Raw genomic sequence first — 22,185 nt, 5'->3', positions numbered from 1 at the left:
GGCCAGTTGCGCATGGTGCTCCACCCGGGTTCGGTGGGTAGCAGGTCCGGTTACATGGGAACTGCGATCCTCCAGCCCGGCGAGCATGTGGTGGAGCATTTCCACCCCTACGGCGAGGAGTTCCTCTACAACATCACCGGAGATCTCCAGTTGGAGGTCGAGGGCGAGAAATGGGCGGTGGGCGCCGGCGAGGGGATCTACGTGCCCATCGGGAAGCGGCACCGGCTGCGGAACGTCGGCACCACCGAGTCGCTGACCGTCTACCACATCGGCCCGCTCGCCCCGGACCCGTCGCTGGCCCACATCGACACCGAGGTGCTGGGGGCCGAGGGGTCCGAGGACGCCGAGCAGGAGGACACCGCCGCGGGCACCGCCCGCGTGCTGTTCGGGATGAAGGTCGCCGAGGACAGGCGGGAGGAGTTCCTCGCCGCCTACGAGAAGGTCCGCTTCAGCGTCGCGGCCACCCGCGGCCACATCCGCGACCAGATCTGCCAGGCGCCGGACGACCCGGCGAGCTGGCTCATCGTGAGCGAGTGGACGTCGCTCGCCGACTTCTTCACCTGGGAGAAGTCCGAGGAGCACAAGGAGCTGGTCCGGCCGATGCGCGCCTGCTACTCCGACCCTGAGTTCCGCAGCTTCACGGTCGTCGCCGAGACGCTGGGCACGTCGGGGACGACGGCGGGGGCGCGGCCATGAGCACGATCTCCGCCGAGGACCGGCTCATGACGTACATCAACGTCTTCCACTGCACGCCGGACAAGCAGCAGGAGCTGTCCGCCGCCATCCGCAGGGAGACCGAGGACATCGTCCGGCACATGCCCGGGTTCGTCTCCGCGAACGTGCACTGCTCCGTCGACGGCACCCGGGTCACCAACTACGCCCAGTGGAGCACCCTGGCCGCCTTCCAGGAGCACATCCGCAGCGAGGCCGGCCGCGCCCTCATCACCGAGCTGCACAAATACGCCGACAACGTGGACGTACACGTCTACCAGGTCGACTGGATCATGTCCGGCGAAGGGAAATGACGACCATGAAGACCGCCCGCGAACTGTGGGAGGCCGTCTACCAGGCGGTCGAGGAGGTCAACGGCTTCCTGCTGTACGACCTGTGCGACGGCGAGGTGGAGATCCGCACCGCCAGCCAGGAGACCAAGGGCGCCAAGCGGCTCGGTGACATGTTCGCCCAGCAGCGCGGCCTCTACACCGAGCTGGAGCACAAGGTCGACAGCATCGTCGAATCCGGGGACGGCACCGCGCTCGCCGTCGAGCTGACGCTCACCGGCATCCCCAAGGGCACCGACACCCGGCTGACCTGGAACGTCATCGAGGTGATCCGCGCGGACGCGGGCCGCATCGTGTCCTGGCACGCGATGCTCGACCGCACCGGCCTGATCCAGCAGATCCAGCAGCTGCACGCCGCCAAGGCCGGCGAGGGGAAGAGCGGCGGGGCCGGCACGTCCTGGAAGGTGTGACGGCCGTGCCGGCCGGCATACCGGGGGCCTCGCTGGAGGCCGTCCCGGAGGTCCGGGAGGTCGAGGTCGCCGACGGCGTCGTCGCGCTCGTCAACGGCGACGGCGGCGCGGGCCAGTCCAACAGCGTGCTGCTGCTCGGCGAGCCGGTCACGGTCGTCGACACCATGCTGCTGCCGGAGATGGCGGCCGCGATCCCGGCCGCGCTGGAGCGCCGCGGCCGCCGCCCCGGGCTCGTCGTCAACACCCACATCCACACCGACCACATCGGCGGGAACCTGCTCTTCGACGACGTGCCCATCGTCGCCCACCCGCGCACGGTGGCCGGCATGCGCAAGATGATCGGCGAGCGCGGCCTGCCCGCCCTGCTCGCGAAGGTCATGCCCGGCTTCGCGACGCGGCTCGCCGACTGGGACAGCGTCGCCGCCGAGCCCGTACCCCCCGACGGCATCGAACGCGCCCTCCCCTCCGGGGCGAAGGTGCTCGAATTCACCGACACCCACTCGGCGGCCGACCTCGCGGTATGGCTGCCCGCACAGAAGGTGCTGGTCAGCGGTGACCTGTGCTTCGCCGGGGTCACCCCGCTCGCGGTGCACGGCCGGGTGAGCCGCTGGCGTACGGCCCTCGACCGGCTCATCGCGCTGCAGCCCGCCGCCGTCGTACCCGGCCACGGCGTCCCGGCCGGGATCGGCGCCCTGCACGACCTCGCCGACTACTTCGACCGGGTGCTGGCCGCCGCGCGGCTGGCGCACGCCGAGGAACTGCCCGCGGAAACGGTCTGGTCGTCATTCGACCCGGGCCCGGCGGCGGGCTGGCTCGAACCCGAACGAACCCTCGTGAACATCCAGGTAGCCCTTGCCGAGATGACCGGCAAGCCATTCGAAGGAGAACACCGTGTCCGACAAGGTCAACATTCGCCGCATTCTCACTGAGGCGTTCTCGAAGGGCGACACCGAGGTCCTCGACGAGCTGATGACCGAGGACTTCGTCAACCACAACGCGCCTCCCGGAATGGACACCAGCCGCGAGGGCGTCAAGTCCGTCATCAAGATCGAGCGGCAGGGCTTTCCCGACCTCAAGGCCGAGATCATCCGCGACTTCGAGGACGGCGAATACGTCATCCAGCACGTCAAGCTCACCGGCACCCACAAGGGCCTGGTCTTCGGCGCGGAGCCGACCGGCCGGGTCATCAGCTGGAACGAGATCCACATCGCGAAGGTCAGGGACGGCAAGGTCAGCGACCACTGGGCCTGCAACGACCTGCACGTCCTGATGATCCAGCTGGGCCAGATCGCCCCGCCGGACACCTCCGCCTTCCGCCGGGAGAACGCCGGCGCCTGACCGGCGCCCCGGCCCCCGCGTCCCCATCCGGGATTTCGTCGAGGAGATGCATCATGACTGACGGGTTCGCGATCATCGGACTGGCCGCGCGGCTGCCCCGGGCGGACGGGCCGTCCGGGCTGTGGCGGCTGCTGCGCTCGGGCGGCGACGCGGTCACCGACCCGCCACCGGGACGTACGGCCACCCGGCGCGGTGCGTTCCTCGACGACGTCCCGGGGGAGGCGGGGGCCTCGGGCGGCGCGGATGCCGCGGGGATCACGGCGATCCCCGCGATCCACGCCTTCGACGCGGGCTTCTTCGGGATCTTCCCGCGGGAGGCCGCCGCCATGGACCCGCACCAGCGGCTCGTCCTGGAGCTGGGCTGGGAGGCGCTGGAGCGGGCCGGGCTCACCGCGGACCGGCTGGCGGGCACCCACACCGGGGTGTTCGTGTCCGCGCCTGCCGAAGCCGCGCCTCCCGCCGCGCCCGACCACTACACCTTCACCGGCCGCCAGCGCAGCATGATCGCCAACCGGCTGTCGTACGCGCTCGGCCTGCACGGGCCGAGCCTCACCGTCGACACCGGGCAGTCCTCGTCGCTCGTCGCCGTGCACCTGGCGGTGCAGTCGCTGCGCAGCGGCGAGTGCGACCTCGCGGTGGCGGGCGGCGCCGCGCTCATGCTCGCGCCCGACGAGCACGTGGGCCTCGCCGAGATGGGGGTGCTGTCGCCCGACGCGCGCTGCCACGTCTTCGACCGGCGTGCCAACGGCTTCGTCCGCGGCGAGGGCGGCGGCCTCGTCGTCCTCAAGCGGCTGGCGGACGCGCTCGCGGACGGCGACCGCATCGCCGCGGTCATCGCGGGCAGCGCCGTCAACAACGACGGCCGCACGAACGGCCTCACGGCCCCCAGCGCCGCCGCCCAGCAGGAGCTGCTCTCCCGCGCCTACCGGCAGGCCGGGATCGACCCCGGCGCCGTCCAGTACGTCGAACTCCACGGCACGGGAACGGCGGTGGGCGACCCCGTCGAGGCCACCGCGCTCGGCGGCGCGCTCGGCACCGCGCCGACCCGTACCGCGCCGCTGCTCGTCGGCTCGGTCAAGACCAACATCGGCCACCTCGACACCGCGGCCGGCATCGCGGGCCTGCTCAAGACCGTCCTGAGCCTCCAGCACCGCGAGCTGCCCGCGAGCCTGCACTTCGCCGAGCCGAACCCGGCGATCGACCTCGCGGCCCTGAACCTCCGCGTCAACGCCGCCCCCCGCCCCTGGCCGGACGGCCCCGCCCTCGCCGGCGTCAGCTCCTTCGGCCTCGGCGGCACGAACTGCCACGTCATCCTGGCGGAGGCCCCGCCCGTGCCCGCCCCGGCTCCCGCTCGGCCGGGCCCCGACGTGATCCCGTGGGTGCTCTCGGCGAAGTCGCCGGCCGCCCTGCGCGCCCAGGCCGGCCGCCTGCTCGCCTCGTCCCTCGAGGACGACCCGCTGGACACCGGCTACTCCCTCGCGGCGACCCGCACGGCCTTCCCCGTCCGCGCGGTGGTGCTCGGCGGCGACGCCACCGAACTGCGCGCGGGGCTGGAGGAGTTGGCGGCAGCGGAGGACCCGTCCGGGGTGTACGGGCGGGGGCCGTCGTCACCCGCGGCCGACTTCGTGTCGGGCGCGGACACCGACTGGACGGCGGTCTTCGCGGGCACGGGCGCGCGGGCGGTGGAGCTGCCGACGTACGCGTTCGAGCGCCGGGCGTACGGGGTTCCGTCCGGCGGCGAGCGGACACCGGGCACCGGCGGTGGCGGGGCGCCGGGTGCGGTCGCGGACGTGGCAGGGGACGGCTCCCCGGCGCCGGAGGCCGCGACACGGGACGCGACATCCCCGGACGACGGCGCGAGCGGCGGTGCCGGGGCAGGCGCGGCCGCAAGCCCGGCGGGCGGCGCCGACCGGCGGTCCGGTGACGGTCACCGGCCGGGGCCGGACGCCCCGCAGCCGTCCGCTCCACCCGGCGACGCGGCGCCTTCCGCGCCTTCCGCGCTCCCCGCGCGGGAGGTGTCCGGCGAATCGCTGCTCGCCACCGTACGGGCCGAGATCGCGGCGCAGTTGGGGCACGCGGACGCCGACGCGGTGCCGCGCGGGCGGAGTTTCAAGGACCTCGGCTTCGGCTCGCTCGCGATCGTCGAACTCGCCGAGCGGCTCACCGAGGTGCTCGGGCGGCAGGTCGACGCGACCGAGGCATTCGACTTCCCGACGCCCGCCGCACTCGCGGCACGGCTGGCGGAGACCGCGGCCACCGAGGAGGCCGCGGCCCGCGCGGCCGCCGGCCCCGCGCCCGCGGCCGGCCGGTCCGGCCCCGCCGCCGGGGGAGATCCGCGCGACGACGGCTCCCCCGCCGAGGGCGGGCGGTCGGACGACCGTGCGGCGGTGGGCGGTTGGACGGCGGATGCCGCGCGCGGGGGTTCCTCCGCCGCGGGCGAACGGGACAACGAACTTACAGCGGCGGGTGGTTGGTCGCCGGAGGCCCTGCGCGGGGGTGCCGCGGACGACGCCGTCGCCCTCGTGCGCGGGGGCTCCTCCGCCGGGGGCGGGGGGGCCGACGACCTTGCGGCGGTGGGTGGTTGGACGCCGGAGGCGGTGCGCGGGGGCTCCTCCGCCGGGGGCGGGCGGTCCGACGACCGTACGGCGGTGAGCGGTTGGACGGCGGATGCCGCGCGCGGCGGCTCCTCCGCCGGGGGCGGCCGGGCCGACGACCGTGCGGCGGCGGGTGGTTGGACGGCGGAGGCCGTGCGCGGGGGCGCCGCGGACGACGCCGTCGCCATCGTCGGGATCGGCTGCCGCTACCCCGGCGGGATCGCCTCCGCCGCCGATCTGTGGGAGGTCGCGGCGGGCGGGAGGGACGTCATCTCGGGCTTCCCCGCCGACCGCGGGTGGGACCTGGCGCGGCTGTACGACCCCGACCCCGACCGCGCCGGGACCACGTACGTCCGCGAGGGCGGCTTCCTCGACGACGTCGCCGGCTTCGACGCGGGCTTCTTCGGGATCAGCCCGAGCGAGGCCCTCGCGATGGACCCGCAGCAGCGGCTGCTGCTCGAAGTGACGTGGGAGGCCCTGGAGAACGCCGGGGTCGACCCGCACACGCTCGCCGGGAGCCGTACGGGCGCCTTCGTCGGGATGTACGGCTGGGACTCCGCCGACTCCGTCGAGGGCTACCGCATCACGGGCGGCCTGTCGGCGGTCGCGTCCGGCCGGCTCGCGTACGCGCTCGGCCTCGAAGGGCCCGCGGTGACCCTCGACACCGCGTGCTCGTCCTCGCTCGTCGCCCTGCACCTGGCGTGCCGGTCGCTGCGCGCGGGCGAGACCGACCTCGTCCTCGCGGGCGGCGCGACCGTGATGTCCACCCCGCGGGTCTTCCTCGAATTCGCCCGCCAGCGCGGGCTGTCGCCGGACGCCCGCTGCAAGTCCTTCGCGGCGGACGCGGACGGCACCGCCTGGGCGGAGGGCGTCGGCGTCGTCGTCCTGGAACGCCTGGCCGACGCCCGCCGCAACGGCCACGAGGTGCTGGCCCTGGTGCGCGGCACCGCCATGAACCAGGACGGCGCCTCCAACGGCCTGACCGCCCCCAACGGCCCCTCCCAGCAGCGCGTCATCCGCGCCGCCCTGGCAGACGCGTCGCTCGCCCCGGCGGACGTCGACGTCGTCGAGGCCCACGGCACGGGCACGGCCCTCGGCGACCCGATCGAGGCGCACGCCCTGCTCGCGACGTACGGCCAGGACCGCCCACGCGGCAAGGCGCTGCTGCTCGGCTCCCTGAAGTCCAACATCGGCCACGCGCAGGCCGCCGCGGGCCTGGCGGGCGTCATCAAGATGGTCGCGGCGATGCGGTACGGCGTGGTGCCGCCCACCCTCCACGTCGACGCCCCCACCCCGCACGTCGACTGGTCCTCCGGCGCGGTCCGCCTCGCCACCCGCACCGAGCCCTGGCCGACCGCCGGCCGCCCGCGCCGCTCGGCGGTCTCCTCCTTCGGCATCTCCGGCACGAACGCCCACGTCATCCTCGAACAGCCCCCGGCGACACCGGTGGTGGCGTCGGGCGAAGGGGCCGAGCCGCCCTGGCCCGCCCTCCCGTGGGTCCTGTCGGCGAAGTCCCCGGAGGCACTGCGGGGCCAGGCGGCGCGGCTGCTGGCGCACGTGTCGGACGGGGAGGCCGGCGGCCCCTCCGACATCGGCCGCTCCCTCGTCACCACCCGCTCCCGCTTCGCGCACCGCGCGGTCGTCGTCGGCGGCGGCCCCGCCGAGCTGGCCGCGGGGCTCTCCGCGGTGGCCGCGGGGCTCCCGGCCGGGAACGTCACCTACGGGGAGGCGGACGAGGAGCCGGGCAGGACGGCGTTCGTCTTTCCCGGGCAGGGCGGGCAGTGGGCCGGGATGGCGGCCGAACTCCTCGACTCCTCGCCCGTGTTCGCCGCGCACATGGCGCGGTGCGCGCGGGTGATCGACCCGCTCGTGGACTGGTCGCTGCTGGACACCGTGCGGGACGCCGCGGACGCCGCATGGCTGGAGCGGGCCGATGTCGTACCGCCCGCGCTGTTCGCGGTGATGGTGTCGCTGGCCGAGCTGTGGCGCTCGCTCGGGGTGCGGCCGGACGCCGTCGTCGGGTCCTCGCAGGGGGAGATCGCCGCCGCGTACGTCGCCGGGGCGCTGTCGCTGGAGGACGCCGGGCGGCTCGTCGTGACGCGGTCGAGGCTGCTCGCGGAGGGGCTCACCGGGGCGATCGCCTCGGTCGGCGCCCCGGCGGCGGAGGTCGCGCGGCGGCTCGGGCCCGGCCTCACGATCGCGGGCGTCAACGGGCCGAACGGCACGACCGTCGCCGGGCCCGAGGAGGCACTCGCGGCGTTCGTCGCGGAGCTGCGGGCGGCGGGCGTGCCCGCGCGGACGGTCGCGTCGATCGCCTCGCACTCGCCGCTCGTCGACCCGCTGGAGCCGCGCTTCGCCGAGCTGCTGGACTTCGTGCGACCCAACGCCGGCGCCGTGCCGCTGTATTCGTCCGTGACGGGCGCGGTCGCGGCGGGCGAGGAGCTGACGGCCGGGTACTGGTACCGCAACTGCCGCGAGCCGGTGGCCTTCCGGTCCGCCGTCGAGGCGCTGCTCGCCGACGGCTTCACGCACTTCGTCGAGTGCTCGCCGCACCCGTCGCTGGCGATGCACATCGAGCAGACCGCCGAACAGGCCTCCCGCGTGGTCACGGTGACCGGGTCGCTGCGCCGCGGCGAGGGCGGCACCGCGCGCTTCCTGGCCTCCGCCGCCGAGCGGTACGTGCGCGGCGGCGCGGTGACGTGGGAGCCGGCGTTCGGGTCCGCCGCCCGGCAAGTCCCGCTGCCGGTCTACGCGTTCGCCCGCAAGCGGTACTGGCCGGCGCCGCGCCCCTCCCTCGACGCCGCCGGGCTCGGACTGACCGCAGCGGACCACCCGCTGGTGGCGGCCGTCGCCGAAGTCCCCACCTCCGGCGCGGTGCTGCTGACCGGCCGCGTCTCCCTGTCCACCCACCCCTGGCTCGCCGACCACGCGGTGTCCGGTGCGCCCCTCCTCCCGGCGACCGCCTTCCTCGACCTGGCGCTGCGCGCCGCCGCGGAGACGTCCCGCCCGGGCCTCGCCGACCTGGTGGTGCAGGCCCCGCTCGTCCTCCCGGCGGAGGGATCCGTCGCCGTCCGCGTCACGGCCGAGGACGGCACGGTGACCGTGCACTCCCGGCCGGACGGCGCCGCAGGCGACTGGATGACGCACGCGCGCGGCGAACTCGCGGAAGAGGGGGCCGGGGAGGGGCTTGCCGCCGGTGCGCCCGGCGGTGCGGCAGGGGAGGCCCTGACCGGCGCTCCCGCCGCCTGGCCCCCCGCCGCGGCGGAGCCGGTCGACCTCGCGGACGCGTACGAACGGCTCGCCGCCCGCGGCTACGGCTACGGGCCCGTCTTCCGCGGCCTGCGCGGGGTGTGGCGGCTCGGCGAGCAGGTCCTCGCCGAGGTCGCGCTCCCCGAAGGCGCCGAGGACGGCGGCTTCGGCCTGCACCCCGCGCTCCTGGACGCGGCCCTGCACGCCGTGCTGCTCACCGTCGCCGGTGAAGGGCTCGCGCTGCCCTTCTCCTGGGGCGGGGTGCGGCTGCACGCGACGGGCGCGAGCGCGCTGCGGGTCGCCGTCACACCGGGCGGCGGGCCGGACGAGGTCGCGCTCGCCGCGTACGACCCCGCGGGGCGGCCCGTCCTCACCGCCGACTCCCTCGTACTGCGCCGCCTCTCGCCCGAGCAGCAGGCCGCCGTGACGCGCGCCGGACGCCACGCCGCGCACCGCCTGCTGGAGCTGACCTGGCGCGTACTCGACCGGCCGCGCGCCGTCCCGGTGTCGGTCGCCGCATGGGAGGACCTGGACCGTACGGCCCCGCTCCCGGACGCCGTGATCCTCGACGCGGGTGCGGGTGCGGGTGCGGGTGTCGGTGCCGGTGCGGGTGCCGGTGCGGGCTCGGGCCCGTACGTCCCCGGCGTCGACGCCGGGTCGCCCCGGGACGTTCCTGGCGCCGGTGCTGCCTCGTACGTTCCTGCTGCCGACGCCGACCGGGCTCCCCGCACGCCTGGCGGTGACGCCGGTTCGCTGCCGCACGTACCCGGTGCCGGTGCGGGCCCGTACGCCCCTGGTGTTGATGCCGGTGCGCCCCGGTACGTTCCCGGCGCCGACCCGGCCCCGTCCGGCCCCGGCGCCGACGTGCTCCACGTCACGCATGCCGCGACGCACCGCGTCCTCGCCGCCCTCCAGGACTGGCTCGCCGACGAACGCACCTCCTCCAGCACCCTCCTCGTCACGACCCGCAGCGCCGCCGGACCCCCGGACCCCGCGTCCGCCGCGGTCCGCGGACTGGTTCGCGCCGCCCAGGCGGAATCGCCGGGCCGCATCGTCCTGGCCGACGCCGACGAGGGCGCAGACATCGACATCGCCTCGGTGCTGGCGACGGGCGAGCCCGAGGTGGCGATCCGCGCGGGCGTGATCCGCGTGCCGAGGCTGACGCCGCTCCCGGACGCCCCGCCCGCGGAGGGCCTTGCGGCCTGGCTCGGCGGGACCGGGCCCGCGCAGGCGCCCACCGGCGAACGGGGGTCGTCGGCGGCCTCCGGTGTGCCCGGCGCGGGCGAACCGGCGCTGTCGGCCGGCAGCGCGGCAGAGTCCGCTGCGGGCATCGGCGCGCCCGCCGCCGCGTACGAGGCGGCCGAGCCTCGACCGAACGCCCTCCGGGCGGCCGTGACCGGCGACCCTGCCGCCTCTCCCGGCGGAGCCGTCCTCCTCACCGGTGGGACGGGTGGGCTCGGGTCCGCGCTCGCGCGGCATCTCGTCGTGCGGCACGGTGTGCGGCGGCTCGTGCTCGCCTCCCGGCGTGGGGCGGACGCGCCCGGTGCGCGGGAACTCGTCACCGAGCTGGCGGAGTTGGGCGCGGACGTACGGGTCGTGGCATGCGACGTCACGGACGGCGCGGCGGTCCGCGCGGTGGTGACGCCCGACGTGGCGGCGGTCGTGCACACCGCGGGTGTGCTGGACGACGGGGTGCTGGACGCCATGACGCCCGAGCGGCTCGACGCCGTGCTGGGGCCCAAGGTGGACGCCGCCTGGCATCTGCACGAGGCCACCGCGCGGACCGGCGCGGCCCTCGTCCTGTTCTCCTCCGTGCTCGGCGTCACCGGCGGGCCCGGCCAGGCCAACTACTCGGCCGCCAACGCCTTCCTGGACGCCCTTGCCGCCCTCCGTGACAGTCGCGGGCTGCGGACGCTCGCGATCGGGTGGGGGCCGTGGGACCGCGCCGCCGGGATGACGGGGCAGCTGCGGGACGCGGACATCGCCCGGCTGCGGCGCCGCGGGCTCGCCGAACTCCCCGTCGAGGCGGGCCTGTCGCTCTTCGACGCGGCACTCGCGCAGCAGCGCCCGTACGTCGCCGCGCTCGTCGCGGACCGCACCACGCTGCAGGCGTCCGCCGACAGCGGCGAACTCCCCACCGTCCTGCGGGACATCGCGCCCGCCCGCCGCAAGTCCCAGGCCGTGCCGACCGCCACCCCCACCCCCACCGACCTGCTCACCCTCACCCGCACCGAGGCCGCCCGGCTGCTCGGGCGGGACGGCGGGGCCGGGCAGGTCGACCCCGACCGCAACTTCCGCGACCTCGGCTTCGATTCGCTGCTCTCCGTCGAGCTGCGCAACCGGCTCAAGGCCGCAACCGGCATCCCGCTGCCCGCAGGTGTGGTCTTCGACCACCCCACGCCGTCCGCGCTGGCGGACTACCTGCGCGACCGCACCGCCGGGCGGACGACCCCGCGGCCCGCCCCCGTGGCGGGCACGGGTGCGGGCGCGGCCTCGGACGCCGACCCGATCGTCGTCGTCGGCATGAGCTGCCGCTTCCCCGGCGGCATCGACTCACCGGAGCAGCTGTGGGAGGCCGTGGCCGGCGGCCGGGACGTCATCGGCCCCCTCCCCGCCGACCGCGGCTGGGACCCTGCGCGAGTCCCCGCGGAGCAGGGCGGCTTCCTCGCCGACGCGGGCGCCTTCGACGCCGACTTCTTCGGCATCAACCCGCACGAGGCAGCTGCCATGGACCCGCAGCAGCGGCTGCTGCTGGAGGTGAGCTGGGAGGCCGTCGAGCGCGCGGGCATCGCGCCGGACACCCTCGCGGGCAGCCGCACCGGCGTCTTCGCCGGGATCATGGCCCAGGAGTACGGCTCGGGCGCGGACGACGCCGCCGCGGGCGTCGAGGGCTACCGGCTCATCGGCAGCCAGGGCAGCGTCGCGTCCGGCCGGGTCGCGTACGCGCTGGGCCTGGAAGGGCCCGCCGTCACCGTCGACACGGCGTGCTCGTCCTCGCTGGTCGCGCTGCACCTCGCGGCGCGGTCGCTCGCGTCGGGGGAGTGCGACCTCGCGCTCGCCGGGGCCGCGACCGTGATGGCCACCCCGCGGGTCTTCCTGGACTTCGCCAAGCAGGGCGGCCTCGGCGCGGACGGCCGCTGCAAGTCCTTCGGCGCGGGCGCGGACGGCACCGGCTGGAGCGAGGGCGCGGGCGTCCTCGTGCTCGAACGTGCCTCTCGAGCCCGCGAGTTCGGCCACCGTGTGCTCGCGGTGCTGCGTGGCAGCGCGGTCAACCAGGACGGCGCGTCCAACGGCCTGACCGCCCCCAACGGCCCCTCCCAGCAGCGCGTCATCCGCGCCGCCCTCGCCGACGCGGGCCTCGCGGCGGCCGACGTGGACGCCGTCGAGGCGCACGGCACCGGCACGGTGCTCGGCGACCCGATCGAGGCGGAGGCGCTCCTCGCGACGTACGGCCAGGACCGTCCCGCCCACCGCCCGCTGCTCCTCGGCTCGGTGAAGTCCAACCTCGGCCACACGCAGGCCGCGGCGGGTATGGCGGGCGTCATCAAGATGGTCGCGGCGATGCGGTACGGCGTGATGCCCCCCACCCTGCACGCCGACCCGCCGACGTCCGCCGTCGACTGGTCGACGGGCGCGGTGACCCTGGCGACGGCCCGCACCCCGTGGCCGCTGACGAACCGCCCCCGCCGCGCCGGCGTCTCGGCCTTCGGCATCTCCGGCACGAACGCCCACGTGATCCTTGAACAGCCCCCGGCGGGGTCGGGGACGGAGGCGGAGTCCGGGCAGGGCGCGCCCGCGCTTGGGGCGCCTGCGTCGGGCGGCTCGGCGTTCGCGGCGTCCGGGCCCGGCGGATCCGCTTCCGCGAGGGCGGCGTCGGGCGAACCCGCCTCCGCGCCGGTGGGGCCGGGCGAACCCGTGCCCGGCTCGCCCGGGGAGAGTTCCGGGCCGGGCGGAACGCCGCCGGTGGGATCCGGGCCGGGGCATCAGGCGGGCGTGCCCGCGCGCGATGCGGCGTCGGCCGTACCGGGCGGGCCCCGTCCCGCGCAGGAGGACGAGGCCGCCACCCTGCCCGCGGGCTCCGCGCCCGCCGCCGACGAGGCCACTCCGGCGGGCCGTACCGCCGCCGTACCGCCCGGGACTGCCCCTGCGCCTGGGACCGCTCCTGCGGCCGTGAGTGCCTCTGCGGCCGGGAGTGCTCCCGCGGCCGTGAGTGCCTCTGCGGCCGGGAGTGCTCCTGCGCCCACGACTGCTCCTGCGGCCGGGACCGCTCCTGCGCCCACGACCGCCCCCGCGCCCGCGACTACCCCCGCGCCCGCGACCGCCCCCGCGGCCCGCGCCGGTGGGTCGGCCGAAGCCACCGGTACCGGACGCCCAGGCTGGCCCGTCATCCCCTGGGTGCTGTCCGCCCGCAGTGAGCGCGCCCTGCGCGGGCAGGCGGCGCGGCTGCTCGGGTACGTGCGGGAGCGTGACGGGCTCGACCCCGCCGCCGTCGCCGCCTCACTCGTCGCGACCCGCGCGCAACTCCCGCACCGGGCCGTCCTCACCGGCGCCGACCGCGGCGAACTCCTGGACAGGCTCGCGGCGTTCAGCGAGGGCCAACCGCCCGAGAAGCCCCCCACCGGCGGCCCCCTCGTCTTCCTCTTCCCGGGCCACGGCAGCCAGTACGCCGGGATGGGCGCGAGCCTGCACGCCCACTTCCCGGTCTTCGCCGCCGCTCTCGACGAGGTCGTCGCCGCCCTCGACGCGAACCTCGAACGGCCTCTCGCCGAGCTGCTGTTCGCCGCCAAGGGCACGCCAGAGGCGGGCATCCTCCAGGACCAGACGGAATTCACCCAGCCCGCGCTCTTCGCCGTCGAGGTCGCGCTCTTCCGGCTCGTCGAGTCCTGCGGGCTGCGGCCGGACCGCCTCCTCGGCCACTCCTTCGGCGAGCTGGCCGCCGCCCATGTCGCCGGCATCCTCACGCTGCCGGACGCCGCGCGGCTGATCACCGCGCGGGGGCGGTCGATGGCGGCGCTGCCGCCCGGTGCGATGGTGCAGATCCAGGCGGGCGCGGACGAGATCGAGCCCACCTTGGAGCCCGGCGTGTCCATCGCGGCGGTCAACGCCCCCAACGCCACAGTCGTTTCGGGCACCCCGGAGGCGGTGGACCGGGTCGTCGCCGCCTGGCGGGAACGCGGCAGGCGCTCGGTCAAGCTGCGCAACCGGCACGCCTTCCACTCCGCCGAACTCGACGGCCGGCTCGGCGAATACGCCGCCGTCGCGGCGGACATCACGTACCACCCCCCGACGATCCCGCTCATGTCGAACGTCACGGGCGCGCCCGCCGGGCCGGACGACCTGCGGTCCGCCGACTACTGGATGCGGCACGCGCGCGGCGCCGTACGGTTCCTGCCGTGCGTCACCGCCCTCGCGGAGGCCGGCGCGCACACCTTCGTCGAGATCGGGCCCGGCCGGGCGCTCACCACGCTCACCGCGCAGAGCATCCCGACCCCCGTGACGGGCATCCCGCTGCTGCGCCGCGACCTGCCCGAGATCGCCACGCTGCTTCCCGCGCTCGCCGAACTCACCGCGCACGGAAGGCCGGTGGACTGGCGGGCGGTGCTCGGCGAGCCGCCCGCCGGGCCGCTGCCCGAGCTGCCCACCTACGCCTTCGACCGGCAGCGCTACTGGCTGCGGGCCGAACCGCCCGCCACCGCCGGGCCGGGCTTCACCGCGGCCGGCCACCCCGTGCTGACCGCCCGCATGGACCTGCCCGCGGACGGCACCGCCGTGCTGACCGGCACGGTCTCCCGCGCCGAGCCCGGCTGGCTCGCCGACCACGCGGTGGGCGGCGAAGTCCTCGTCCCCGCCGCCCTGTTCGCCGAACTGGCCCTGCACGCCGCCGCGGCCGTGGGCGCCCCGCCCGCGCTGCGCGAGCTGCTCGTCCAGGCCCCGCTGCCGCTTCCGGCGGAGGGCAGGGTGACGCTCCAGGCGGTCGCCCGCCCGTCCGGCGAGGTGGTGCTGTCCGCCCGCCCGGAGACGCCGGGCGCGCCCTGGACCGTCCACGCGACCGCGGCGCTGGGCGCTCCGGACACGGCGCTGCCGCAGCTTGCCTCGTGGCCGCCCGCCGGTGCTGTCGCGATCGACGCGGAGGGGGCGTACGAGCGGCTCGCCGAGCAGGGGTACGGCTACGGCCCGGCCTTCCGCGGCGTGCGGGCGCTGTGGCGGGACGGCGACGCCGTACTCGCCGAGATCGCCCCGGACGCCGGCACCGGCACCGCGGGCTACGGTCTGCACCCGGCGCTGCTGGACGCGGCCCTGCACGCCTGGCCCGCCGGCACGGCCCGCGGCGGCACGGACGTCCCCTTCGCGTTCGAGCGCGTGACCCTCCACCGCCCCGGTGCCACCGCCCTGCGCGCCCGCCTGACCCCGTCCGGCCCGGACGCCCTGTCCCTCACCGCGTACGACGTCGCGGGCCACCCCGTCCTGACGGCGGCCGCCGTCCGCCTGCGCCCCCCGGGCCCGGCCGCGCCGCTGCTGCGCGAACTGGCCTGGGAGCCGCTGCCTTCGGTGCCCGGCCTGTTCGCCGGTCCCGCCCCGGCCCCCGCGCTCGCGTCGGGCTTCGGCGCCGCGCTCGTCCGGACGGTCCCCGCGGTCCGCCCGGCCGCCGGCCGCGTCCGTGCGGGCGCGCGGCCCGCGGTGGCCCCGGCCCCGGCAACGCTCTCCGGCTTCGGCGCCGCCCTCGTCCCCGTGCCGGAGCGCCGAGCGGGATCCGCCCACGCCCCCGACGCCGTCACCTTCACCCCCCTCGGGCGCGATCTCGCCGTCCTGCGGGCCGTGTCCCCGCCCGGCGCGGACGCCGTCGCCTCGCTCCACGCCCTCACCCGCGGGGTGCTCGGCGCGCTCGCGGGCGACGGGGCGCGGCGGATCGTGGTCGTCACGCGGGGGGCCGTCGCGGTGGACGGCGGCGGGGTCGCGGATCCCGCCGGGGCCGCGGTGTGGGGGATGGTGCGGGCCGCGCAGGCGGAGCAGCCGGGGCGGTTCGTGCTTGTCGACACCGACGGGGAGGTGGACCCGCGGGCCGTGTCGGGCCTCGGCGAGCCGGAGGTGGCGGTACGGGCGGGAGCGGCCTACGCACCCCGCCTCACCCCCCTCGCGGCGCACCCGGCGCAAGTCCCGCACGAGGCACGCCCCTTCGGCCCCGCCTCCCGCGTCCTCGTCACCGGCGGCACCGGACGGCTCGGCTCGCTCTTCGCCCGGCACCTGGTCACGGCCTACGGCGTCCGGCGGCTGGTGCTGGCCGGGCGGCGCGGGCCCGACGCCCCCGGCGCGGGCGAACTCCGGGCGCGGCTCGCCGGCCTGGGCGCCGACGCCGAGATCGTCGCCTGCGACCTGGCCGACCCGGCGGCGGTGGCCGCGCTGGTCACGCCCGACCTCACCGGCGTCGTGCACGCGGCCGGCGTGATCGACGACGGCGTGCTCGGTTCGCTCACCCCGGAGCGGCTGTCCGCGGTGCTCGCGGCCAAGGCGGACGCCGCCTGGCATCTGCACGAGGCCACCCGTGAACTCCCCGGCCTCACCTCCTTCGTGCTCTTCTCCTCCGTCGCGGGCACGCTCGGCTCGCCGGGCCAGGCCAACTATGCGGCCGCGAACGCCTTCCTGGACGGGCTCGCCACGCGGCGCCGGGCCGCGGGGCTGCCCGCGGTGTCGGTCGCGTGGGGGCTGTGGGCGGGCGAACACGGCGGGATGGCCGCACAGTTGGGTGCCGCCGACCTCGCACGGCTGCACACCCGCGGCCTCGCCCCGATCTCCGAGGCCGCCGGGCTCGCGATGTTCGACGCCGCCCTGGCCGCGCCGCGCGCCCATGTCGCCGCGGTCGCCCTCACCGCGCCCGCCGCCCACCCGGCGCAGGGCCCGGACGACGACGCCGCCCGGCTCCGCGCCGACCTCGCGGGCCTCGACCGCGACGCCGGGCGGGAGCGGCTGCTCGAACTGGTGGGCCGCAGGCTCGCCGCGGTGCTCGGCCACCCCGAGGGGCGGCCCCTCGACCTGGCCCGCAACTTCCGTGACCTGGGCGTCGATTCACTGCAGGCGGTGGAGCTCCGCAACGCCCTCGCGCCGCTGACCGGCACTCCGCTCGCCGCGACCGCGGTGTTCGACCACCCGACGCCCGCCGCCCTCACCGACCACATCCACCGAATCCTCGTCCCCCCGGAAGGGGAGCCGGACGCGGAGCCGAGCCGTAGGGAGTTGATCGAGACCATGGACGTCGAAGCCCTCATCGCGGACGCGCTGGGCGAGGGCGGTCCGCGATGACCGGCCGCCGCGCACCGGAACCGGAGCCCTCGCCCCGCGACCCCCGCACCGCCGGGCGGGCAGCCCGCAAACCGTCCGCCCGCCCGCGCGTCGACCCCGCCCTCTACCGCCGGGACTGGGCCTTCGCCCTGTGGCACGTCCTGGTCTCCATGGGCGCCGCCTTCGTCCCGCAACTTCCTGTCCAGGACGAGACGTTCGAACCGCTGGACTGGCCGGAGGACTGGTTCGACGAGTGGTTCGACCCCTACCTTCCCTACGACTCCGGGTGGGGAGACCCGCGATGAGCGAGTACACCGAGGCCCGGCTCGTCAAGGCGCTGCGCGAGTCGCTCAAGGAGATCGAGTGGCTGCGCGGACGGGCCCGCGGCAGCGGCGACGACCAGGTCGCGATCGTCGGCATCGGCTGCCGCTTCCCCGGCGGCGCGGATTCCGCGGCCGGGCTGTGGGACGTCGTCGCGAACGGCCGCGACACGATCTCCGGCTTCCCCGACGACCGCGGCTGGGACCTCGACGCCCTCTACCACCCCGACCCCGACCGGCCCGGCACCACGTACGTCCGCGAGGGCGGATTCCTGCCCGGCGCCGCCGACTTCGACGCGGGCTTCTTCGGCATCGGCCGCGGCGAGGCGGTCGCGATGGACCCGCAGCAGCGGCTGCTGCTCGAAGTCGCGTGGGAGGCGCTGGAGGACGCCGGGATCGACCCGCACACGCTCGCGGGCAGCTCCACCGGCGTCCTCGTCGGCCACATGGCGCAGGAGTACGGCCAGGACCTGGTCGAAGTCGGCACCGAGGGCTACCGGTTGACGGGCACGGCGGGCAGCCTCGTGTCCGGCCGGGTCGCCTACGCGCTCGGACTCGAAGGCCCGGCCCTCACCCTCGACACGGCCTGCTCGTCCTCGCTCGTCGCCGTCCACCTTGCGTGCCGGTCGCTGCGCGTGGGCGAGACCGACCTCGTCCTCGCGGGCGGCGCCACGGTCATGGCCACCCCGCGCGGCTTCGTCGACATGGCCCGGCAGCACGGCCTGGCCCCCGACGGCCGCTGCAAGTCCTTCGCGGCCGCGGCCGACGGCACGGCCTGGGCGGAGGGCGTCGGCGTCCTCGTCCTGGAACGGCTCGCGGACGCCCGCCGCCACGGCCACGACGTCCTCGCCCTCGTCCGCGGCAGCGCCGTCAACCAGGACGGCGCGTCCAACGGCCTGACCGCCCCCAACGGCCCCGCCCAGCAACGCGTCATCCGCGCCGCCCTCGCCGACGCAGGCCTGTCACCCGGCGACGTAGACGTGGTCGAGGCGCACGGCACCGGCACCGCCCTCGGCGACCCGATCGAGGCGCAGGCGGTGCTCGCGACGTACGGGCAGGGGCGGCCCGCCGACCGGCCGCTCGTGCTGGGCTCGCTCAAGTCCAACCTCGGCCACACGCAGGCCGCCGCGGGCGTCGCGGGCGTCATCAAGATGGTCGCGGCGATGCGGCACGGCGTCGTGCCCGCCACCTTGCACGTCGACGCGCCGAGCCCGCACGTCGACTGGACGGCCGGCGCGGTGCGGCTCGCGACCGGCGCGCAGGGCTGGCCGGTCACCGGCCGGCCGCGCCGTTCGGCCGTGTCGGCGTTCGGCATCTCCGGAACCAACGCGCACGTCGTCCTCGAACAGGCCCCGCCCGTCACCGAGCCGGACCGCAAGCCGCCGCCCGCCGTGCCGTGGGTGCTCTCGGCGAAGACCCCGCAGGCCCTCGCCGCCCACGCCCGGCGGCTGCTCGCCGCCCTCGACGGCGCGGACGCCGACCCCGTGGACGTCGGCTTCACCCTCCTGCACCGCGCCCGGTTCGCCTGCCGCGCGGCCGTCCTCGGCACCGACGCCGCCGAACTCATCGCGGGCCTGCGGACGTTGGCCGCGTCCCCCGAACCCGGCACCGTCGTGGGGGAGACGGCGCTGCGCGCACAGGCCGAGCGCTTCGCCGCGGGCGGCACCGTCGACTGGGCCCCCGTCTTCGCCGGTACGGGCGCCCGCCGGATCACCCTGCCCCCGTACCCCTTCGCCCGGCAGCGCCACTGGCCCGCACCGGCCGACCGAACCCCTCTGGCGCAAAAGCCCGTTGCGGGGCCCCCCGCCCCCGCGGTCGACAGCGTCGAGACGGTACGCGCCGCGCTCGGCGACGTCCTCGGCGAGCACGGCACCATCGGCCTCGACGACGACGTCACCGCGCACGGGCTCAACTCCCTCTCCGCGGTGGAGCTGCGGGGCCGCCTCCAGGCGCTGACCGACGCGCGCATCAGCCTGGCGGACATCTTCGACCACCCCACCATCCGCTCGCTGGCGCGCTTCCTCGACGAGCGCTGACGTCCCGCCCCTGGAGGTTCCGATGCCCCACGACCCTGCCGCCGCCCTGACCTTCGACACCTTCGTGCCGCCCGCGACCGTCAACCGCCGCTCCGCCGTGGAGGTGTTCGTCACCGACCACACCCAGGTCGGCCCGGAGGAGTACGCGATCGCGGTGCGCGTCGAGCCCGGCCACCCGCTGTGGTCGGACCAGGTCGCGCCCTGGCACGACCCCGTCGCGATCATCGAGGCCTTCCGGCAGGCCTTCGTCGTCGTCCGGCACGGCTACCTCGACGTGCAGCGCGGCACCCCCTCCGCCGTCCAGCACCTGACCCTCGGCGTACCGGAGTTGACGGCCTTCCGTGCGGACGGCTCCGCGCCGCTGCAGGGCGTCGTGACCGTACGCGTCACCAGGAGCGACACCGCCTACGACATCGCGGGCACCTTCGCGGTCGCCGGTGCACCCGCCATGACGCTCTCCTTCGACAGCGTCCTCTTCCCCCGCGAGTCCTACCGCGAGATCCGCGCCTACCAGCGCACCCGGCGCTTCGCCGACACCGCCGGTGCCCCCGCCGCCCCCGACACCAAGCCCTTCCAGCCCGAGGCGGTCGGCCGCCGCGACCCGTCCAACGTCGTCATCGCCCCCGCCGTCCCCGACCGCCCCGGCCGCTTCCCCCTCCTCGTCGACCGCACCCACCCCTCCTTCTTCGACCGCGACTACGACCACATCCCCGCCTCCCTCCTCATCGAGGGCATGCGCCAAGCAGCCCTCCACACCGCCACGGAAGCCGGCCTGCGCAACGGCGAGGCCGTACTCACCGGCGCCGAACTCGACTTCGGGATCTTCGTCGAGATCGACGTGCCCGCCGAGTGCGTGGTGTCCGTGACGGGCGAGCCCGGCGCGATCACCGCGACCGTGGGCATCGACCAGGGCGGCGTCCGCGTAGCGAGCGGCACACTCACACTCACCGAGCCGCGGTAAACGGGCGGGTTGCCGTCCCCCGGCCCGGGTCCGGGTAGCCCGCGGGGTTCCGGTGGCGGCGGGGCCCGCGCCGGTTGCCCCCGGTTGCGGCACCCACCGGTTGCGGCACCCACCGGTTCCGGCACCCATCCGGTCCCGGTAAGCCCCCCGGGCTCCGGAAGCCACAGCGTCCGCTACGGTCGTCCGCCCGGTTCCGGCACCTACCCGGTTCCGGCACCCACCGTTACCGGCACCTACCCGGTTCCGGCACCCACCGGTTCCGGCACCCACCGTTACCGGCAGCCCACCAGCCCCACCAGCCCACCAGCCCCGGCACCCACCCAGCCCCGGCAGCCCACCCAGCGCAATCCCGGTAGCCACCCGGCTCCGGGAGCCCCACCCCACCCCCCCGTACTGATGATCGGCCCTGCCAAGGAGGCGGCGAACCCGTGGAACCCACCGACATCCCGCGCGAGGTCGCCCTCGTCTTCCCCGGCCAGGGCGCGCAGCAGCCGCGCATGGGCGCCGACCTGTACGGCGCCGAGCCCGTCTTCACCGCGGCCATGGACGAGTTCTTCGCCGCGTCCGGCGCGGACGGCCCGGCGCTGCGCGCCGACTGGCTCGCCGAGCGGCCCGGGCCCGACTTCGACGACTGCAGCCGCGCGCAGCCGCTGCTCTTCGCTGTCGGGGCGGCGCTGGGCACGGCGGTCCTCGCGCGCGGGCTGCGGCCGAGCGTGCTCGTCGGGCACAGCGTCGGGGAGCTTGCCGCAGCCGCGGTCGCCGGGGTCTTCGGCATCGCGGACGGCGGCCGTGTCCTGGCCGCGCGCACCGCAGCGATGGCGGCGACGCCGCCCGGCGGGATGCTCGCGGTTGCCGCCGGGCCGGACCGTATCCGCGAGGTCCTCGGTGCGGACCTGGCGGCGCAGGGAATCGCGGTCGCCGCGGTCAACAGCCCCTACCAGACGGTGCTTTCCGGTGCGACCGCCGAACTCCGCGTCGCCGAGAAGGCGTTGACCGCGTCCGTCGTGGCATGCGTCCCGGTCCGGGCCCGCCAGCCCTTCCACAGCCCGCTGTGCGCTCCCGCCGCCCGCCGCTTCGCGGACCTCCTCGCGACGGTGACCCTCACTCCGCCGTCCCTCCCCGTCCGCTCCACCTCCACCACCCGCCTGGTCACCCCTACGGAGGCCGTGACCCCTTCCTTCTGGGCCGCTCAGATGGCCCGCCCCGTCCTCTTCTGGCCCGCGATCGCCCCCCTGCTGACCCCGACACCCCCGCGCGTCTTCCTCGAAGTGGGCCCGCGGGGCAGCTGCGCCGCCCCCCTCCGCCTCGACCCGTCCGTCCAGTCGGGCCCCCACACGGTCCTGTCCCTCCTCCCCCCGACCCCCCGCCGCCCGGCGGGCCCCGTCTTCGAGGAGGCGGTGAAGACGGCACTGTCCCTGAGCGCCTGAACCCGTACCCCCACCGGCGGGCGGCCGCCGACGCGACGGGGGAGGGGGGACGATCCGCCCCGCTCTCCCCCGCGCCCCCGGCGGTCGGCTGCCCCGCCGCGGGGGGTGCCCGCGCCTGCGGCGCGGGGTGTTTCCCACCCCCACCACCCGTGCGAGTAGGAGCGACAGTTGCGGTCCACCTGTGGGGGCGACCCGCCGTCGGGGGCGAACCGCGGTCCCGTGGACATCACCCACCGGCAGGCACGCCGCCAACGCACCGCAGGATGAGGGAGACGATCACCCCACCCACCCCCACCGGCAGGCAGCCGCCTACGCAACGCTGGAGGGGGGACGATGCGCCCACCCACCCCCACCCCCACCGGCAGGCAGCCGCCGACGAGACGTCGGGAGGGGGACGATCCGGGGGTGCCCCCGCAGGAATGCGCTTCCCAGCCCCTTGCCAACCTCGGATGAGGGCGAACGCGCATTCCGAGGAGGTACCCCCGGAGTGGCACCCGACCCCACCCACCGAAGCA

10 protein-coding genes are annotated in these 22,185 nt (G+C 76.4%); all 10 read left to right on the top strand.

Annotation, left to right across the window (positions count from 1 at the left end; genetic code table 11):
• Positions 1-54 precede the first annotated feature (54 nt).
• The 10 genes from IH54_RS43360 to IH54_RS0118530 all read left to right on the top strand — a co-directional run bounded on the left by IH54_RS43360 (position 55) and on the right by IH54_RS0118530 (position 21,670).
• Positions 55-696 carry a cupin domain-containing protein gene (locus tag IH54_RS43360; RefSeq protein WP_234343606.1) on the top strand — a complete coding sequence of 214 codons (642 nt, stop codon included), beginning with the start codon at positions 55-57 and terminating at the stop codon, positions 694-696.
• A complete protein-coding gene (locus IH54_RS0118575; protein WP_031518185.1) occupies positions 693-1,025 on the top strand; it encodes an antibiotic biosynthesis monooxygenase family protein in 333 nt (110 codons plus the stop codon). Before IH54_RS43360 ends, IH54_RS0118575 begins: the two co-directional genes overlap by 4 nt.
• 5 nt (positions 1,026-1,030) lie before the next feature.
• Positions 1,031-1,471 carry a nuclear transport factor 2 family protein gene (locus tag IH54_RS0118570; protein WP_031518182.1) on the top strand — a complete coding sequence of 147 codons (441 nt, stop codon included), beginning with the start codon at positions 1,031-1,033 and terminating at the stop codon, positions 1,469-1,471.
• Between the two features lie 5 nt (positions 1,472-1,476).
• The gene (locus IH54_RS0118565) at positions 1,477-2,400 is read left to right on the top strand and encodes an MBL fold metallo-hydrolase (protein ID WP_159011927.1); all 924 of its coding nucleotides are present in this window, start codon (positions 1,477-1,479) and stop codon (positions 2,398-2,400) included.
• The gene (locus IH54_RS0118560; RefSeq protein ID WP_031518178.1) at positions 2,363-2,809 is read left to right on the top strand and encodes an ester cyclase; all 447 of its coding nucleotides are present in this window, start codon (positions 2,363-2,365) and stop codon (positions 2,807-2,809) included. Before IH54_RS0118565 ends, IH54_RS0118560 begins: the two co-directional genes overlap by 38 nt.
• Positions 2,810-2,862: 53 nt before the next feature.
• Positions 2,863-16,947 (top strand): type I polyketide synthase, encoded by a 14,085-nt coding sequence (locus tag IH54_RS47940; RefSeq protein WP_052397600.1) that lies wholly within the window; start codon positions 2,863-2,865, stop codon positions 16,945-16,947.
• Entirely contained in the window at positions 16,944-17,231 is a 288-nt protein-coding gene (locus IH54_RS0118545) for a hypothetical protein (RefSeq protein ID WP_031518176.1), read from the top strand. Before IH54_RS47940 ends, IH54_RS0118545 begins: the two co-directional genes overlap by 4 nt.
• On the top strand, positions 17,228-19,282 hold the full coding sequence (locus tag IH54_RS0118540; RefSeq protein WP_052397599.1) for a beta-ketoacyl synthase N-terminal-like domain-containing protein: 2,055 nt from the start codon (positions 17,228-17,230) through the stop codon (positions 19,280-19,282). The genes IH54_RS0118545 and IH54_RS0118540 overlap by 4 nt, the downstream gene beginning before the upstream one ends.
• 22 nt (positions 19,283-19,304) lie before the next feature.
• Complete coding sequence (locus IH54_RS41750) at positions 19,305-20,243, top strand: AfsA-related hotdog domain-containing protein (RefSeq protein WP_031518172.1); 939 nt, start codon at positions 19,305-19,307, stop codon at positions 20,241-20,243.
• A 428-nt stretch (positions 20,244-20,671) separates the two neighbouring features.
• The gene (locus tag IH54_RS0118530; protein WP_031518170.1) at positions 20,672-21,670 is read left to right on the top strand and encodes an acyltransferase domain-containing protein; all 999 of its coding nucleotides are present in this window, start codon (positions 20,672-20,674) and stop codon (positions 21,668-21,670) included.
• Positions 21,671-22,185 lie beyond the last annotated feature (515 nt).

The sequence above is a fragment of the Streptomyces sp. NRRL F-5123 genome (assembly GCF_000721495.1).
Taxonomy (GTDB): Bacteria; Actinomycetota; Actinomycetes; order Streptomycetales; family Streptomycetaceae; genus Actinacidiphila.
Note: the sequence above shows the minus strand (reverse complement) of the source record. Positions and strands in the feature narration are given on the sequence as shown.

What these genes read in the sequence shown, in the direction of transcription:
- IH54_RS43360 (WP_234343606.1), top strand. Translation starts at nt 55, where the DNA reads ATGGGAACTGCGATCCTCCAGCCCGGCGAGCATGTGGTGGAGCATTTC.
- IH54_RS0118575 (WP_031518185.1), top strand. Translation starts at nt 693, where the DNA reads ATGAGCACGATCTCCGCCGAGGACCGGCTCATGACGTACATCAACGTC.
- IH54_RS0118570 (WP_031518182.1), top strand. Translation starts at nt 1,031, where the DNA reads ATGAAGACCGCCCGCGAACTGTGGGAGGCCGTCTACCAGGCGGTCGAG.
- IH54_RS47940 (WP_052397600.1), top strand. Translation starts at nt 2,863, where the DNA reads ATGACTGACGGGTTCGCGATCATCGGACTGGCCGCGCGGCTGCCCCGG.
- IH54_RS0118545 (WP_031518176.1), top strand. Translation starts at nt 16,944, where the DNA reads ATGACCGGCCGCCGCGCACCGGAACCGGAGCCCTCGCCCCGCGACCCC.
- IH54_RS0118540 (WP_052397599.1), top strand. Translation starts at nt 17,228, where the DNA reads ATGAGCGAGTACACCGAGGCCCGGCTCGTCAAGGCGCTGCGCGAGTCG.
- IH54_RS41750 (WP_031518172.1), top strand. Translation starts at nt 19,305, where the DNA reads ATGCCCCACGACCCTGCCGCCGCCCTGACCTTCGACACCTTCGTGCCG.